Origin of the sequence: Lentzea guizhouensis (assembly GCF_001701025.1) — a bacterium.
GTDB classification, from domain to species: domain Bacteria; phylum Actinomycetota; class Actinomycetes; order Mycobacteriales; family Pseudonocardiaceae; genus Lentzea; species Lentzea guizhouensis.
The window spans coordinates 8,256,046-8,270,972 of record NZ_CP016793.1 but is presented as its reverse complement, the minus strand read 5'-3'; the positions used below and the strand labels follow the sequence as shown (position 1 = coordinate 8,270,972).

11 protein-coding genes are annotated in these 14,927 nt (G+C 70.2%); 9 read left to right on the top strand and 2 right to left on the bottom strand.

The window, feature by feature from the left end; all coding sequences use genetic code 11:
* The first annotated feature begins 5 nt into the window (after window positions 1-5).
* From araA to BBK82_RS39515, 3 genes are all read left to right on the top strand, one after another.
* A complete protein-coding gene (gene araA / locus BBK82_RS39525) occupies window positions 6-1,508 on the top strand; it encodes an L-arabinose isomerase (protein ID WP_065919504.1) in 1,503 nt (500 codons plus the stop codon).
* Window positions 1,509-1,623: 115 nt separating this feature from the next.
* Window positions 1,624-2,436, top strand: coding sequence for a hypothetical protein (locus tag BBK82_RS39520; RefSeq protein ID WP_065919503.1), 813 nt, complete (start codon window positions 1,624-1,626; stop codon window positions 2,434-2,436).
* A gap of 128 nt (window positions 2,437-2,564) precedes the next feature.
* Window positions 2,565-4,550 (top strand): RICIN domain-containing protein, encoded by a 1,986-nt coding sequence (locus BBK82_RS39515; RefSeq protein WP_065919502.1) that lies wholly within the window; start codon window positions 2,565-2,567, stop codon window positions 4,548-4,550.
* 98 nt (window positions 4,551-4,648) lie between these two features.
* Here BBK82_RS39515 and BBK82_RS39510 read toward each other — a convergent pair whose 3' ends face one another.
* Window positions 4,649-5,725, bottom strand: a complete 1,077-nt coding sequence (locus tag BBK82_RS39510; protein ID WP_218920476.1) for a LacI family DNA-binding transcriptional regulator — start codon at window positions 5,723-5,725, stop codon at window positions 4,649-4,651.
* Window positions 5,726-5,797: 72 nt separating this feature from the next.
* On the opposite strand from BBK82_RS39510, the gene BBK82_RS39505 reads away from it, so the two are divergent.
* The 6 genes from BBK82_RS39505 to BBK82_RS39480 all read left to right on the top strand — a co-directional run bounded on the left by BBK82_RS39505 (window position 5,798) and on the right by BBK82_RS39480 (window position 13,964).
* A complete protein-coding gene (locus BBK82_RS39505) occupies window positions 5,798-6,994 on the top strand; it encodes an MFS transporter (protein WP_065919501.1) in 1,197 nt (398 codons plus the stop codon).
* 633 nt (window positions 6,995-7,627) lie between these two features.
* Window positions 7,628-9,793: a pectinesterase family protein gene (locus BBK82_RS53250; protein ID WP_218920475.1), complete on the top strand. Its 2,166-nt coding sequence runs from the start codon at window positions 7,628-7,630 to the stop codon at window positions 9,791-9,793.
* The gene (locus tag BBK82_RS39495) at window positions 9,790-10,665 is read left to right on the top strand and encodes a carbohydrate ABC transporter permease (protein ID WP_154697773.1); all 876 of its coding nucleotides are present in this window, start codon (window positions 9,790-9,792) and stop codon (window positions 10,663-10,665) included. Before BBK82_RS53250 ends, BBK82_RS39495 begins: the two co-directional genes overlap by 4 nt.
* The gene (locus tag BBK82_RS39490; protein ID WP_065919498.1) at window positions 10,662-11,543 is read left to right on the top strand and encodes a carbohydrate ABC transporter permease; all 882 of its coding nucleotides are present in this window, start codon (window positions 10,662-10,664) and stop codon (window positions 11,541-11,543) included. The genes BBK82_RS39495 and BBK82_RS39490 overlap by 4 nt, the downstream gene beginning before the upstream one ends.
* A gap of 10 nt (window positions 11,544-11,553) precedes the next feature.
* On the top strand, window positions 11,554-12,822 hold the full coding sequence (locus tag BBK82_RS39485) for an ABC transporter substrate-binding protein (RefSeq protein ID WP_065919497.1): 1,269 nt from the start codon (window positions 11,554-11,556) through the stop codon (window positions 12,820-12,822).
* Window positions 12,819-13,964 carry an enolase C-terminal domain-like protein gene (locus tag BBK82_RS39480; protein WP_065919496.1) on the top strand — a complete coding sequence of 382 codons (1,146 nt, stop codon included), beginning with the start codon at window positions 12,819-12,821 and terminating at the stop codon, window positions 13,962-13,964. Before BBK82_RS39485 ends, BBK82_RS39480 begins: the two co-directional genes overlap by 4 nt.
* Window positions 13,965-13,999: 35 nt before the next feature.
* Here the strand turns inward: BBK82_RS39480 and BBK82_RS39475 are convergent, their stop codons facing one another.
* Window positions 14,000-14,764: a pectate lyase gene (locus tag BBK82_RS39475; protein ID WP_154697772.1), complete on the bottom strand. Its 765-nt coding sequence runs from the start codon at window positions 14,762-14,764 to the stop codon at window positions 14,000-14,002.
* Window positions 14,765-14,927 lie beyond the last annotated feature (163 nt).

The window sequence follows — 14,927 nt, the reverse complement described above, 5'->3', positions numbered from 1 at the left end:
AGCACATGCCGGACAAGCCCCAGATCTGGTTCCTCACCGGCAGCCAGCACCTCTACGGCCCCGAGACGCTCGACCAGGTGGCCGCGCAGTCCCAGCAGATCCAGCGGATGCTCGGCGACAGCGGCAGGATCAGCGCGGAGATCGTGTGGAAGCCGGTGCTCACCGACTCCGCCGCGATCCGCGCGATCATGCAGGAGGCGAACAACGACCCGTCGTGCATCGGCGTGATCGCGTGGATGCACACGTTCTCGCCGGCGAAGATGTGGATCACCGGGCTGGACCTGCTGCGCAAGCCGTTGCTGCACCTGCACACGCAGCTCAACGAGGCGTTGCCGTGGTCCACCATCGACATGGACTTCATGAACCTGAACCAGGCCGCGCACGGCGACCGGGAGTTCGCCTACGTGCAGACGCGGATCGGCGTGGCCCGCAAGACGGTGGCCGGGCACGCGAGCGATCCCGTGGTGGCGCAGCGGATCGACGGCTGGGCGCGCGCCGCGGCCGGTCGCGCGCACCTGCGCGGGCTGCGGCTGGCCCGGTTCGGCGACAACATGCGCGACGTCGCGGTGACCGAGGGCGACAAGGTCGAGGCGGAGCTGCGGTTCGGCGTCTCGGTCAACACCTACGGCGTGAACGACCTGGTCGAGGTGGTCGACGCGGTGCCGGACGCCGACATCGACCTGCTCGTCGCCGACTACGCCGAGGCCTACCGGCTGGCGCCGGAGCTCGGGCGTGGGGGAGAGCGGCACGACTCGTTGCGGTACGCCGCCCGCATCGAGATCGGTCTGCGGTCCTTTTTGGACGAGGGCGGGTTCGGTGCGTTCACCACCAACTTCCAGGACCTCGGCGGGCTGCGGCAGCTCCCGGGCCTCGCGGTGCAACGGCTGATGGCCGACGGCTACGGCTTCGGCGGCGAGGGCGACTGGAAGACGTCGGCGTTGTTGGCCGCGGTCAAGGCGATGGGCACTGGGACCGGTCGCGGCACGTCGTTCATGGAGGACTACACCTACCACTTCGGGCCGGGCACGCCGAAGATCCTCGGCGCGCACATGCTGGAGGTGTGCCCGACGATCGCGGCGGCGCAGCCGTCGTGCGAGGTCCACCCGCTGGGCATCGGCGACCGGGAGGACCCGGTGCGGCTGGTGTTCGACGCGGCGACCGGCCCGGCCGTGGTGATCGGCCTGGCGGACCTGGGTGACCGGTTCCGCCTGGTGGCCAACGAGGTCACGGTCGTGGCACCCGACGAGCCGCTGCCGAAGCTGCCGGTGGCCCGTGCGGTGTGGCAGCCCGCGCCGTCGCTCTCGACGTCGGCCGAGTGCTGGCTCACCGCGGGCGGTCCGCACCACACGGTGATGACGCAGGCGGTCGGGGCGGAGGTGCTGCGGGACTTCGCCCAGATGGTGGCGACCGAGCTGGTGCTGATCGACGGCGACACGACACCCGCGTCGTTCGGCGACCGGCTGCGCTGGAACCAGGCCTACCACCGGCTGGCGCTGGGGCTCGGCTGACCGTGTTGGCCCCGCTTCGACTGTGAACGCTCACAACTGGTTGAACCCTTCACGATCCCGGTCCGTAGTCCGGAGTGCCGGCACACGCAGACCACCAAGTCGTGAGGGTTCGAACATGACGAGAGCACATGCACGACCGGAGCGGGGCAAGCGCCGGCTCATCGCGGGAGGCGCGGTGGCCGCGACCTTGACCGCCGTGACCGCGGCCGTCGCCTTCGCGGCCACCACCGGATCCGCCGGCGGTGACGGGTCGATCGCCTGCCCGCAGCCGGTGGTTCCCGCCGTGCCCGCGCAGGCCCAGGCCGAGGTGCAGCGCGAGCTGGCCAACCTGGACAAGCAGATCGCCGAGGCGCAGAACCGGTTGCGCACGTCGGCGGGTGAGGGCGGTCCCGCGTTCGTGCAGAACGCGATCCTGGGACCGTTGCGGGACAAGCGGGTCGCGGCGCTGAACCGGATCGAGACCGCGATCGGGCGGGTGGCGGCCAAGCCGGAGGGCCTGGAGCGGTTCGCGACCTGCGGACTCGGTCAGACGCCCGCGGTGTCGGCGCCGTCGGCGACGACCGGTGCGTCCACCGGCAACACCGGGGGTACCGGAAACACTGGCGGTAACGGTAACACGGGCGGCGCCGGCAACACCGGGGCCGGGCAGACGATCGACTGCCCGTCGCCCGTGCTCGCCGAGGTCCCCGCCGCCGCGCGCGCCGAGGTCGACCGCGAGCTCGCGAACCTCGGCAAGCAGCAGGCGGAGGCCACCGAGAGGCTGCGCACCTCCACGGGCCAGGGCGGCCCGAACTTCGTGCAGAACGCGATCCTGGGCCCGTTGGCGAGCAAGCGGACCGCCGCGCTGGACCGGATCGAGATCGCCATCGGCCGCGTGGGCACGCGGCCGCAGGGACTGGAGCGCTTCGCCACCTGTTCGCTCAGGTGAGCCTCTTCCTCGGGGCGGCGTTCCGGGGGTCCTGCCGAACGGGTGCGCCTCCGTTCGGCAGGACCTTGACGCCCCAGGGCGACATCGGTAGTTGTTAGCGTGAACATCGCGCGTTCAACGGAGAACCGATGACCAGACTGCTCGCTGTGCTGGCCGCCACCGCGGTCACGCTGTCCACCGCGGTTCCGGCCGCCGGCGCCGTCGAGTCGGTGACCGTGCGGCCGGACCCGACCTACCAGCAGGAGCCGTTCCAGGGCTGGGGCACGAGCCTGGTGTGGTTCGCGAACGCCACCGGCGGCTACCCGGACGAGATCCGCAACCACCTCGCGGAGCTCCTGTTCGGCGAGAACGGCCTGAACCTGAACATCGCCCGCTACAACATCGGCGGCGGCAACGCCCCGGACGTGCCGCCGTACCTGCGAGCGGGCGCCGCGGTCCCCGGCTGGTGGAAGGCACCCGCCGGCACGACCCGCACGGACACCGACTGGTGGAAGCCCGGCGACCCGCGCTTCTTCGACGCCGCGGCGGACCCGCGCCAGCGCTGGTGGGTCGACCGCGTCAAGTCGCAGGTCGACCGCTGGGAGTCCTTCAGCAACTCCCCGCCGTGGTTCCAGACGGTGAGCGGCTACGTCTCCGGCGGCTTCGACCCGACCGCCGACCAGCTGCGCGAGGACCGCATCGGCGACTTCACCGCCTACCTCGCCCAGGCCACCGCAGAGCTGGAACGCGCCCACGGCATCAGGTTCGCCACGGTCGACCCGTTCAACGAGCCCAACACCCCGTACTGGCGCACCACCCTCGGCCCGGACGGCAACCCGACCGGAGGCCGCCAGGAAGGTGCCCACCTGAGCCCGGCCCTGCAGGCCAAGGTGATCCCCGCGATGGCCTCGTCGTTGCGCGCCAACGGCCTGCGCGCCACCGTCTCCGCCCCGGACGAGACCAACCCCGCCATCTTCGCCGAGAACTGGGCCGGCTACCCCGCCGCGGTCCGCGCCGACGTCGCCCAGCTGAACGTCCACACCTACGGCACCGCCCGCCGCACCACCGCCCGCGACATCGCCAAAGGCGCCGCCAAGCCCCTGTGGATGAGCGAGGTCGACGGCCACTGGGGCACCGGCCAGAGCTTCACCGACATGGACCCCGGCCTCGGCATCGCCGAGCGCGTGATCGACGACCTCCGCGAGCTCGAACCCCGCGCCTGGCTGCTCTGGCAGGCGATCGAGGACTACAACAACATGACCCCCGGCGCCGAGTCCCCGAACGGCATGAACTGGGGCGTCGTCCAGATCCCCTTCGACTGCGGACCGCAGGACACGCTCGCCACCTGCCCGGCCCGCGTCAACACGAAGTTCCACACCCTGCGCAACTTCACCCACTACCTCAAACCCGGCGACCGCCTGGTCAAGGTCAACACCACCACCGACGTCGCCGCGGTCCGCAACACCGAGCTGAAGTCGCTGGTGCACCTCAACAAGTCACCCCAGCCCCAGTCCGTGACCCTCGACCTGTCGGCCTTCGCCTCGGTGCGCCCCAACGCGACCGTCCGCCCCGTCGTGACCGACGAGCAGGGCGCACTCGTCAAGGGCGCGGCAGTCCGGGTGAGCGACCGCAAGGCCACCCTCTCCGTGCCGCCGCGCTCGGTCACCACGTTCGAGGTCACCGGCGTCAGCGGCGTGAACCGCGCCGCCGCACTGGCCGGCGACCACCGGCTCATCGGCGTGCAGAGCGGCAAGTCCCTGGCGCCGGCCGGCACCTCGCTCGTCCAGCGCACCACCGACCCGGCCGCCGCCGACCAGGTCTGGCGGCTGGAGCGCCGCACCGGCGGCTACGACCACCGCGCGCAGTTCTCCATCATCAACTTTGCGACCGGCCAGCGCATCGCCGCCGCGAACGGCGGTGTCGTGCTGGGCTCGGCGGACGGGCCGGCCGCGCGCTGGGTGCTGTCGTCGACCGGGGACGGCACCTGGACGTTCGTGAACGTCCAGACCGGGGCGTTGCTCGACGTCACCGGTGAGTCGCGTGAGGACGGTGCCAGGATCGGCCTCTACCAGGCGACTTCCGGGGCCAATCAGCGTTGGTCGGCCACACCTGTCGTGCGTGCTGAGAATTCCTGATTCGATCACCCTCTCCCGCGTTTCCACATTTCGGGGCGTGGCTGATCACCACATCCGGACGAGAAATGGACGCCCTGAGGACGGCATCAGGACAAGCTTCACTCGTTGGAGTGACGGAGCCCGTCTCGACCTGGGCGAACACGGACCGGTTCCCGTGACGGTCCCTGTGCCGCCGCGCAGCTGACTGCGCGCCGGCCCTCGCTGCCCACCTCACCGACCGGCACGCCCAACCGACCGGCACGCCCAACCGACCGGCACGCCCAACCACGCACGTCACGCGCTGTCCCGCACCACCAGCATCGACGGGTAGAACGTCGCCAGGTCCGTACCTTCCCGGTCCAGCACCGCACGTGCCGCGGCCCCCGCACCGCCACGTCACCCGGCACCCTGACACCCAGCGCGTGCAGCCCGTCCAGCACGCCCAGCGCGGTCAGGTCGCTGAGCGCGAACACGGCGTCGGTGTCCGGCCAGCGCGTCATGATCTCGATCGCGGCCGCGGTGCCGCGGGCGGCGGTGAAGTCGCCGGCCACGACCCTGGTCTCGCCGCCGCAGTCGTGCACGACCTGGCGGTAGGCGGCCACGGCGCGGTCGCCGCAGGGGAGCCAGGGCGGGCCGGTGACCATCGCGATCCGGCGGCGGCCGGTGGTCGCGAGGTGGCGGACGACGCCCTCGGTGCCGGTGCTGTTGTCGACGTCGAACGACGGCACGTGCCTGGTGCCCACGCCGATCGCGGCGACCCGGCCGCGCAGGACTCGCGGGACCGTGTCGAGTGCGGGTTGGGTGGGGTTGACGACCAGCAGGCCGCCGAGGCCGCGGGTGCTGGCCAGGCGCGCGAGTGACGACGGGTCGTGCAAGGGTAGCCAGTGCAGGGAGACGCCGACCTCGCGTTCGGCGGCGGTGTGCGCGGCGGTGGTCAGGACGCGGCCGACGTACGGGTCGTCGAGCACGGCGTCGGTGCGGCCGATGACACCCACCGCGAGTCGGGTGCCGCTGCGGCTCGCGAGTGCGCGGGCGGCGGCGTCGGGCACGTAGCCGAGTTCGGTCACGGCGGCGGCGACCCGGTCGCGGGCCCGTTGCGAGGCCGGTCCCTGTCCCGTGACGACACGTGAGGCGGTCGCCCGTGACACGCCTGCGGCGCGTGCCACGTCGTCCAGCGTGGCGGTGCGTTGTCCCATGTCGACAGTATTGCCATGGAAGCGCTTCCACGTGTGGGGTATGGGTTTGTGGATCGAGAAAGGGGCACCGGAATGGCCGTCACGTTGCCGAGGGGTCTGGTCAGGGCAGCCGCAGCGGGGGTTGCTGTCACGTTCGGGCTGAACGGCGTGGCCGTGGCGACCTGGTTCTCACGTGTACCGGTCGCCCGGGACGCGCTCGGGCTGACGGCGGGCGCGCTGGGGCTGCTGTTGCTGTCGATGTCGGCGGGCGCGTTCCTGGCGATGCTCACCGCGGGCGAGGTGACGCACCGGCTCGGTCCGCGGCGGACGGTGGAGCTCTCCGCGATGACGGTCGCCGCCGGGCTCGCGGTCGCGGGCGTGGGGATCGGCGCGGTGCCGTCGGTGGCGCTGACCGCGATCGGCATTTTCGTGCTCGGGTACGGCTCCGGCACCTGCGACGTCGCGATGAACGTCGAGGCGGCCGAGGTGGAACGCGCGCTCGGCCGCACGGTGATGCCGCGCTTCCACGCGATGTGGAGCCTGGGCACGGTCGCCGCCGCCGGCCTGACCTCACTGGTGGCGTGGGCGACCCTGTCGGTGACCGCGCACCTGGTCGTCGTCGCGGCCGTGGTCGCGGCCGGCACCCTGCTGGCCGCGCGCACCTACCGCTTCGCCGGCGAGGCGGAACACGGCCGCGGCAGCGGTGTCCTGGCCGCGTGGCGGGAACCGCGCACGTTGCTGGTCGGCGCGCTCGTGCTGGTGCTGGCGTTCACCGAGGGCACCGCCAACGACTGGGTGGCGCTGGCCTTCGTCGACGGCTACGAGTTCGACCCCGGCACCGGCGCGCTGGTGTTCGGCGTGTTCGTCACGACCATGACCTTCGGCCGGATCGTCGGCACCATCGCACTGGACCGCTGGGGCCGCGTGCCGGTGCTCATCACCACCATGCTGCTGGCGGCGGGCGGGGTGACGCTCGCGGTGTTCGCCGGCTCACCGGCCCTGGCGGTCACGGGCGTGGCCATCTGGGGCCTCGGCACCGCACTGGGCTTCCCGGTCGGCATGAGTGCCGCGGCGGACGACCCCGCGCACGCGGCGGCACGGGTCAGCGTGGTCGCCGTGATCGGCTACACCGCGTTCCTCGCCGGGCCGCCGGTCGTCGGGTTCCTCGGTGACGAGGTAGGGGTGTTGCGCGGACTGCTGATCGTGCCGTTGTTGCTGTTGCCCGCACTCGCGCTCGTACCGGCGTTGCGGCCGCCCGCCGCTACCTCAGAGGTCGACGTGCCGCGCTAGCCGGTCGCGCAGACGCAGGTGCCGGAGCTGGTGGACGTTGCCCGACTGCCGCAACACCCCGAGGGCGTGGGCGTAGTCGAGGAGCCGCATGAGCCGCCACGGAAGCCTGCCGTGCTCACCTGCCGGTACTCGTCGATCCGGCAGGTGAGCACGAACGGCCGATCGTCGGCCAGGCTCAGGTTGAGGCGGTTGACCGCCGCCACCCGCCGTTCGGGCGGTGTCATCCCGTCGAGACCGTCGAAGATGGGGACGAGCACGGTGGATGTTGCGCCGGTCGTCGACCACGTTCTCGCTCGCGGCGACGAGCCGCACGGGAGCGGTGGTTGTGCCGAACGTCCCGCGCGCGGAGTTCCGCCGCAGTTCCGCCACGGTCGTGTGGTGCCGGCCGATCGGCTCCGGCGTGGGCGTGCGGATTCATCACGCCCTGATCGGACCAATCTTCCGCGCCGCGTGTAATTCGACGGCATTCGAGTCGAAACATCGTCGAATGTCGAGCCGCGCAGTCGAATGAATTCACTTCGTTGACGTGCCTCGGAAACGTTCGTAATCTCGTTTCACGATCGTGTACGGCGTTCAAGAATGTGAATCAGTCGATCGAGAGGGCATTCCCCGATGCGGCTTTTCGTTGGTGCGGTGGTTTTGGCGTGCCTGGGCACCGGAATGGCCGGTGTGAGCGCGCAGGCGGGGCCCGACCCGGCCAGGCAGGTGCTGGCCGCCGGTGACGGCTGGGCGTCCAGCGGGTCCGGCACGACCGGTGGTGCGGCGGCGCCTGCCGGGAACGTGCACGAGGTGCGGACGCGGGCGGAGCTCGTGGCGGCGCTGGCGGCGCCGGGGCCGCGGATCGTCAAAGTCAGGGGTGTGATCGACGCGAACACGGGAGCGGACGGGAAACCGTTGCGCTGCACGGATTATGCGACCGACGGGTACACGCAGGCCGGGTACCTCGCGGCGTACGACCCGGCGGTCTGGGGGTGGGAGCGTGAGCCGGAAGGGCCGTTGGAGGACGCGCGGGTCGCGTCGGCGAAGCGGCAGGAGGCGGCCATCGCGGTGAACGTCGGCTCGGACACCACGATCATCGGTGTCGGGCGCGGGGCCGGGATCACCGGCGGCAGCCTGCGGATCCACGGTGTGCGCAATGTGATCGTGCGCAACCTGACCTTCCGCGACACGCACGACTGCTTCCCGCGGTGGGATCCCAACGACAACAGCCCCGGTGCGCCGCCCGGCAACTGGAACTCGCTCTACGACTCGGTGTCGTTGCAGCGCTCCGAGCACGTCTGGGTGGACCACAACACGTTCACCGACGAGCCCAATCTCGACAGCACCCAGCCGCTCTACTTCGGACGGCCGTACCAGGTGCACGACGGGCAGCTCGACATCACCAGCGGCTCGGACCTCGTCACGGTGTCGCGCAACGTGTTCGCCGACCACGGCAAGACCATGCTGATCGGCTCGTCGAACACCTCCACGACCGACCCCGGCAAGCTGCGCGTCTCGGTGCACCACAACGTGTTCCGCAACGTGCAGGAGCGCGCGCCCCGCGTGCGGTTCGGGCAGGTGCACGTCTACAACAACCTCTACGAGGGCGCTGAGCCGGTGTACAGCTGGGGTGTTGGTGTGCGTTCACAACTGTTCGCGCAGAACAACTTCATCCGCGGCATCGCGCCCGAGAAGATCGTCTACAACTGGGGCGGCACGGCGCTCACCGACACCGGCAACCTGGTCGACGGCAGGCCGGTGAGCCTGGTGGACGCGTTCAACGCGGCGAACCCCGACAAGGTCCTCGGCACGGACGCGGGTTGGACCCCGACGCTGAACCGCGGCCTGGAACCGGCGCACCGGATCAGGCACCTGAAGGCGGGCGCGCAGCCGGCCGGGCACCACCTCGTGGTGGGCAGGGGGTTCGCGACCGTGCAGGCGGCGGTCGACGCGGCGCCGGCAGGTGGCGTGATCACCCTGCCGAAGGGCGTCTACCGCGAGGTCGTCAAGATCCCGGCGAGCAAGCGCGGGCTCACCCTGCGCGGCGCCACCGGACGGGCTCAGGACGTCGTGATCGACTACGACAACGCCAGCGGCACCAAGAAACCCGACGGCACCACGTACGGCACCACCGGCAGCGCGACCGCCACCATCGCCGCGGACGGGTTCACCGCGCGCAACCTCACCTTCCGCAACTCGTTCGACCGCGCGCGGCACCCGGAGATCACCGCGACCCAGGCCGTCGCGGTCAAGGCGACCGGTGACCGGATGCTGTTCGACCGCGTGCACTTCGAAGGACACCAGGACACGCTGTACGCGGACACCCCGGACGTCGGCACGCGGTCGAGGCAGCTCTACCGCGACTGCGCGATCACCGGCGACGTCGACTTCCTGTTCGGCCGCGCCACGGCCGTGTTCGACCGCGCCACGATCACGGCGCTGAACCGCGGCGGCGACCCGAACGGCTACGTGACCGCCGCCAGCACCCGGCGCGACAACCCGCACGGGTTCCTGATCGTCAACTCGAGGATCCGCAGCGACGCCCCGGCGAACACCTACTTCCTCGGCAGGCCGTGGCACCCCGGCGGTGACCCGGACGCGGTCGCGCAGGTCGTCGTCCGCGACACCGAGCTGCCCGCGGCGATCAAGCAGGCGCCGTGGACGGACATGTCCGGCTTCCCCTGGCGTGAAGCGCGGTTCGCGGAGTACCGCAACACCGGCCTGGGCGCGGGCACGGGCGCCGACCGGCCGCAGCTCACCGACGAGCAGGCGCGGCAGCACACGAAGTCCGCCTACCTGGGCGGGTGGAACCCCGCGTGAGGACCCGCGCCTGGGCGCCCTACGCCCTGATCGCCCCGACACTCGTGCTGATGCTCGTGTTCCTGGTGTACCCGATCGCGAGCGTCGGGTGGTTCAGCCTCCGCCAGCACACCGTCACGCAACCGTGGAAGAACGGCTTCATCGGCCTCGAGAACTTCCGCCGCATGCTGTTCGAGGACCCGCTCTTCTGGCAGAGCCTCGTGTTCAGCGCCAAGTGGGTGTTCGTCGAGGTCGGGCTGCAGCTCGTGCTCGGCCTGGTGCTCGCGTTGATCGTGAACGAGACGTTCGTCGGCCGCGCAATGGCCCGCTCGCTGGTGTTCTCGCCGTGGGCGGTGTCCGGCGTGCTCACCACCGGCATCTGGATCCTGCTGTACAACCCGTCGACGGGCATCTTCCAGCAGCTCGCGCAGTGGGGGATCGGCGATCCCGGCACGTCGGTGCTCGGCAACCCGGACACGGTGTTCCCCGCGACCGTCGTCACCGAGCTGTGGCGCGGCGTGCCGTTCTTCGCGATCCTGCTGCTCGCCGACCTGCAGACCATCCCCAACGACCTGTACGAGGCCGCGTCGGTCGACGGCGCCGGACGGTGGCGGCGGTTCATCAGCGTCACCCTGCCGCACCTGCGCGACGCCATCGTGCTGTCGACGTTGCTCAGGGCCGTCTGGGAGTTCAACAACGTCGACCTGATCTACACCCTCACCGGCGGTGGCCCGGCGAACCAGACCACCACCCTGCCGCTGTACGTGGCGCGCAAAGCCGTCGACTCGCACGACTTCGGCTACGGCTCGGCGCTCACGATGGCCGGCTTCGTGATCCTGCTGTTCTTCTCGATCCTCTACCTGAGGCTGTCCAAGTTCGGGAGCCGGGCATGACCCAGACCCTCATCCGCCCGGAAGTGGCACTCGACCCACCACCGCCACCGCCGAAGCGCAAGAAGCACCGCGATCCGAGCCGGTACTTCCGGCTGCACCTGCCACTGGTCCTCTACCTGCTGTTCACGCTCATCCCGTTCTACTGGATGCTCGTCTTCGCCTTCCGGCCGGCGGGGGAGACCGCGCTGGTGCCCTGGCCGATCACGCTCGAGCACTTCGACACGGTGTGGAACGGCATCGGGTTCGGGCTCTTCTTCCAGAACAGCCTGATCATCGCGCTCGGCACCCTGGTCGTGGTCACCGTGTTCGCGCTGATGGGCGGCTACGCGCTGGCACGCTTCAAGTTCCGCGGCCAGAAGGTGTTCCTGCTGGCGCTGCTGTGCACGCAGTTCATCCCCGGCGCGATGCTGCTCATCCCGCTGTTCGTGATCTTCAAGGGCGCCGGGCTGCTCAACAGCCTGACCGGCCTGATCATCGCGGACACGGCGTTCCAGCTGCCGCTCGCGCTGATCCTGATGAGCGGGTTCGTGCGCAACGTGCCGGTGGAGCTCGAAGAGGCCGCCATGGTCGACGGCTGCTCACGGCTGCGGGCGTTCTTCGCGGTGACCCTGCCGCAGCTGCGCCCCGCACTCGTCGCCGTCGGGTCGTTCGCGTTCATCGGCGCCTGGAACAACTTCCTGTTCGCGCTGATGTTCGCCAGCAAGCAGGACAAGTTCACGCTGCCGGTCGGGCTGAGCTACGCGCTCGGCGAGTTCAACACCGACTTCGGGGCGCTCGCGGCGGGCGGCGTGGTGGCCGCGGTGCCGGTCGTGCTGGTTTTCGCCGTGGTGCAACGGTTCCTGGTGCAGGGACTGAGCGCCGGCGCGGTCAAGGGATGAGGAAGAGGACATGAGAGCACTGCTGGTCGTGCTGGCACTCCTGCTCAGCGCGTGTGCCGGAGCCCAGGACGGCAAGACGACGATCACGTTCTGGGACAACAACGGCGGCCCCGGCCGCACGCCCATCTACGAGGAGCTGATCAAGCGGTTCGAGGCGGCCAACCCGGACGTCAAGGTCGACTACGTCGGCATCCCGAGCTCGTCGGTGCAGCAGAAGTACGACACCGCCATCGCGGGCGGGTCGACGCCGGACGTCGGTGGCGTCACCACGTCCTACCTCGCGCACCTGGCCGGGCAGGACGCGTTGGAGCCGGTCGACGAGCGGCTGGAGGGCAGCTCGCTGAAGGGGAAGCTGATCCCGGGGCTGGTGGAGACCGTGCGGCAGACCTCGGCCGACGGCAAGCTCTACGCCGTGCCCGCGTCGGGCAACATGGACGTGGTCTGGTACCGCTCGGACCGGTTCGAGGAGAACGGCATCAAGGAGCCGGTGACCTGGGACGAGCTGGTGGCGGCGGCCACCAAGCTGACGAACCCGGCGGCCAACCAGTACGGGTTCACCATCCGCGGTGGGGCGGGGTCGGTCTTCCAGCTGCTGACCGAGGCGTACTCGTACTCCGGTGTCGAGAAGTTCTACGACGGCGGCAAGAGCACGGTGGCCGACCCGCGCAACGCCGAGCTCGTGCGCAAGGTGGCGGGGCTGTACAAGAAGGCCACGCCCGAGGCGGACGTCAACAACAACTACACGCAGATGGTCGCGCAGTTCACCGGTGGTTCGGTCGCGATGATGCACCACAACCTCGGGTCGACGGCCGACGTGATGAAGACGCTCGGGCCGGAACGCGTCAGCGCCATGCCGTTGCCGAAGGGGCCTTCTGGCAAGCGGACCGTCGTGCCGAACCCGACCGACGGCTTCGCGGTGTTCAAGGGCAGCAAGAACGCCGATGCCGCGTGGCGGTTCGTCGAGTTCCTGGTCTCGCCGGAGAGCAACGGGTACTGGAACGAGAAGGTCGGGCAGATCCCGGCGAACACCGACGTGCGCAACGCCGAGTGGATCCAGAAGAACCCGGCCGTGAAGATGGCGCTCGGGGTGCTGGAGGACCCGGCGACCGTGCTGGTGCCGGCACCGGTGCACCTGCCGGAGTACTCGTCGATCACCAAGACCGACACCGAGCCGCTCTACCAGAAGGTGCTGCTCGGGCAGATGCAGGCGCAGGAGTTCCTCGACCAGCTGGCAGCCAAGCTGACCACCGCCCAGCAGGACTGGGAGAAGCGCAAATGATCGAACGGGTCGTCGTGCGCACGTTCACCACGACCGCGTGCACGTCCGTCGACGCTGAGGGGCACCGGCACCCGGCGCCGGAGCACGAGGTGACCGAGGCGCTGCTGGAGATCACCGACACCGACGGGGTGACCGGGTACTGCCAGGTGCAGCCGGACCAGCTGCGGCCGGCCGTGCTGGACAAGCACGTCAAGCCTGTGCTCATCAACCAGGACCCGTGGGACCGGGAACGGCTGTGGCGGCTGCTCGCGCGCAGGCAACGGGGTGCGCACGGCGGGTTCACCGACCGCGCGCTCGGGTTCGTGGACCAGGCGCTGTGGGATCTCGTGGCGCGCAAGGCCGGGCTGCCGGCGTGGAAGCTGGCCGGCGGTGCGCGTGACCGGCTGCCCGCCTACGCCAGCACGATGTGCGGTGACACGGACGGGCTCGCGACGCCCGGCGACTACGCCGACTTCGCGAAACAGCTGGTGGCCGCGGGATACCGCGCGATCAAGCTGCACACCTGGATGCCGCCGGTGCCCGGTGCGCCGAGCGTCGCCCGCGACGTCGAGGCGTGCCGGGCGGTCCGGGAGGCCGTGGGGCCGGACGTCGCGCTGATGCTCGACGCCAGCCACTGGTACTCGCGCACCGAGGCGCTCAAGCTCGGCAAGGCGTTGGAGGAGCTCGACTTCTACTGGTTCGAGGAACCGATGGAGGAGGCCTCGGTCAGCTCCTACCGGTGGCTCGCGGAGCAGCTGGCCATCCCGGTGATCGGTCCGGAGGTGGCGTGGGGCAAGCACCACACCCGCGCCGAGTGGGTCAGCAGCGGTGCCTGCGACATCCTGCGGGCCGGTCCCGCCGGCAGCGGCGGCATCACGCCGGTGCTCAAGACCGTGCACCTGGCCGAGGCGTTCAACGTCGACTGCGAGATCCACGGCAACGGCAGCGGCAGCCTCACCGTGCTCGGGGCGACGGACGCGGGCCGGTGGTACGAACGCGGTCTGCTGCACCCGCACGTCGACTTCGACCGGATACCGCCACACCGGAACTCCCTCGCCGACCCGCTCGACGAGGACGGGAACGTCGTGCTTTCCCGGCTGCCGGGAATCGGCGACGACTGGAATGGAGAACACATCGCAGTTCACACTCTTGAAGTGTGGTGAGAAATGCCCCGGCCGGCGGCCGGGGCATTTCCCGTTCATCGGTAAGTCAGGTCCGACGACTGGTACAGGCAGTGCGTGCCGTCGGAACCGGTTCCGATTTTCTTCGGCTCACCGCTCGTGACACCCTGGTACTTGTCGCAGATCGCGATCTTCCGGCTGCTGTCGCCGACGATCGTGATCCGGGAGAACCGCGCGGTGTCGCCGTAGTTGGTGTTGATGCCGACGAGGTTCTTGCCGGGGGAGAACGCGGTGATGTTCTCCAGGACGACGTGCCTCTTGTGCTGCGTCCCGCAGTTGCCGCAGGACCGGTAGAGCTTGCCGAAGTCGTCCACCTGGAAGTTGCGGATCGTCATCGTGCCCGGCCCGTTGTGCTGGAACACCTTGTCCGACGCCTTGCGCGCGCCACCGCCGTTGACCGTCATGGTCTGCGACGACGACGTGCCCTTGAACGTGGCCGCGTCCTCACCCACGTCCTCCCACCACACGTTGGTGAGCGTGCAGGTGCCGAGGCAGTGGACCCCGTCCGCGGCCGGCGCGCCGAGCACGACGTTGCGCAGCGTCGCGCCGTCGGCCAGCTGGAAGATCGGGCCCTGGTTCTCGCCCTGGCCGCCGGAACCGAGGTTCCCGGTGCCGTAGAACCGCTGCATGCCACCGTCGTAGCCGCCGGCGGGGACCTTGATGGTCGTGCTGACGGGTTTCTGCCCCGTCGGCGTGGGAAAAGTGCTGCCCGCGGCCTGTGCCGCGGGGACCGCAAACGCGGCCAGAGCCGCGGCCAACACCATTGTTGCCAGTTTCTTCATGTGCGCTCCGCTTGCAGGGGGATGCGCGGCGGTATTTCGATCGTAGGGCGGAGATCTTTTCTGTCAACCGCATTCGAACGTTCGATTCGAATACTGTCGAACTGGTTGACCGGATAGACGGACGAGTGGTTCCGTGGTTCTACCGCCGCTCACTCATGGGAGC

What these genes read in the sequence shown, in the direction of transcription:
- araA (WP_065919504.1), top strand. Translation starts at nt 6, where the DNA reads ATGCCGGACAAGCCCCAGATCTGGTTCCTCACCGGCAGCCAGCACCTC.
- BBK82_RS39520 (WP_065919503.1), top strand. Translation starts at nt 1,624, where the DNA reads ATGACGAGAGCACATGCACGACCGGAGCGGGGCAAGCGCCGGCTCATC.
- BBK82_RS39515 (WP_065919502.1), top strand. Translation starts at nt 2,565, where the DNA reads ATGACCAGACTGCTCGCTGTGCTGGCCGCCACCGCGGTCACGCTGTCC.
- BBK82_RS39510 (WP_218920476.1), bottom strand. Translation starts at nt 5,725, where the DNA reads ATGGGACAACGCACCGCCACGCTGGACGACGTGGCACGCGCCGCAGGC.
- BBK82_RS39505 (WP_065919501.1), top strand. Translation starts at nt 5,798, where the DNA reads ATGGCCGTCACGTTGCCGAGGGGTCTGGTCAGGGCAGCCGCAGCGGGG.
- BBK82_RS39490 (WP_065919498.1), top strand. Translation starts at nt 10,662, where the DNA reads ATGACCCAGACCCTCATCCGCCCGGAAGTGGCACTCGACCCACCACCG.
- BBK82_RS39485 (WP_065919497.1), top strand. Translation starts at nt 11,554, where the DNA reads ATGAGAGCACTGCTGGTCGTGCTGGCACTCCTGCTCAGCGCGTGTGCC.
- BBK82_RS39480 (WP_065919496.1), top strand. Translation starts at nt 12,819, where the DNA reads ATGATCGAACGGGTCGTCGTGCGCACGTTCACCACGACCGCGTGCACG.
- BBK82_RS39475 (WP_154697772.1), bottom strand. Translation starts at nt 14,764, where the DNA reads ATGAAGAAACTGGCAACAATGGTGTTGGCCGCGGCTCTGGCCGCGTTT.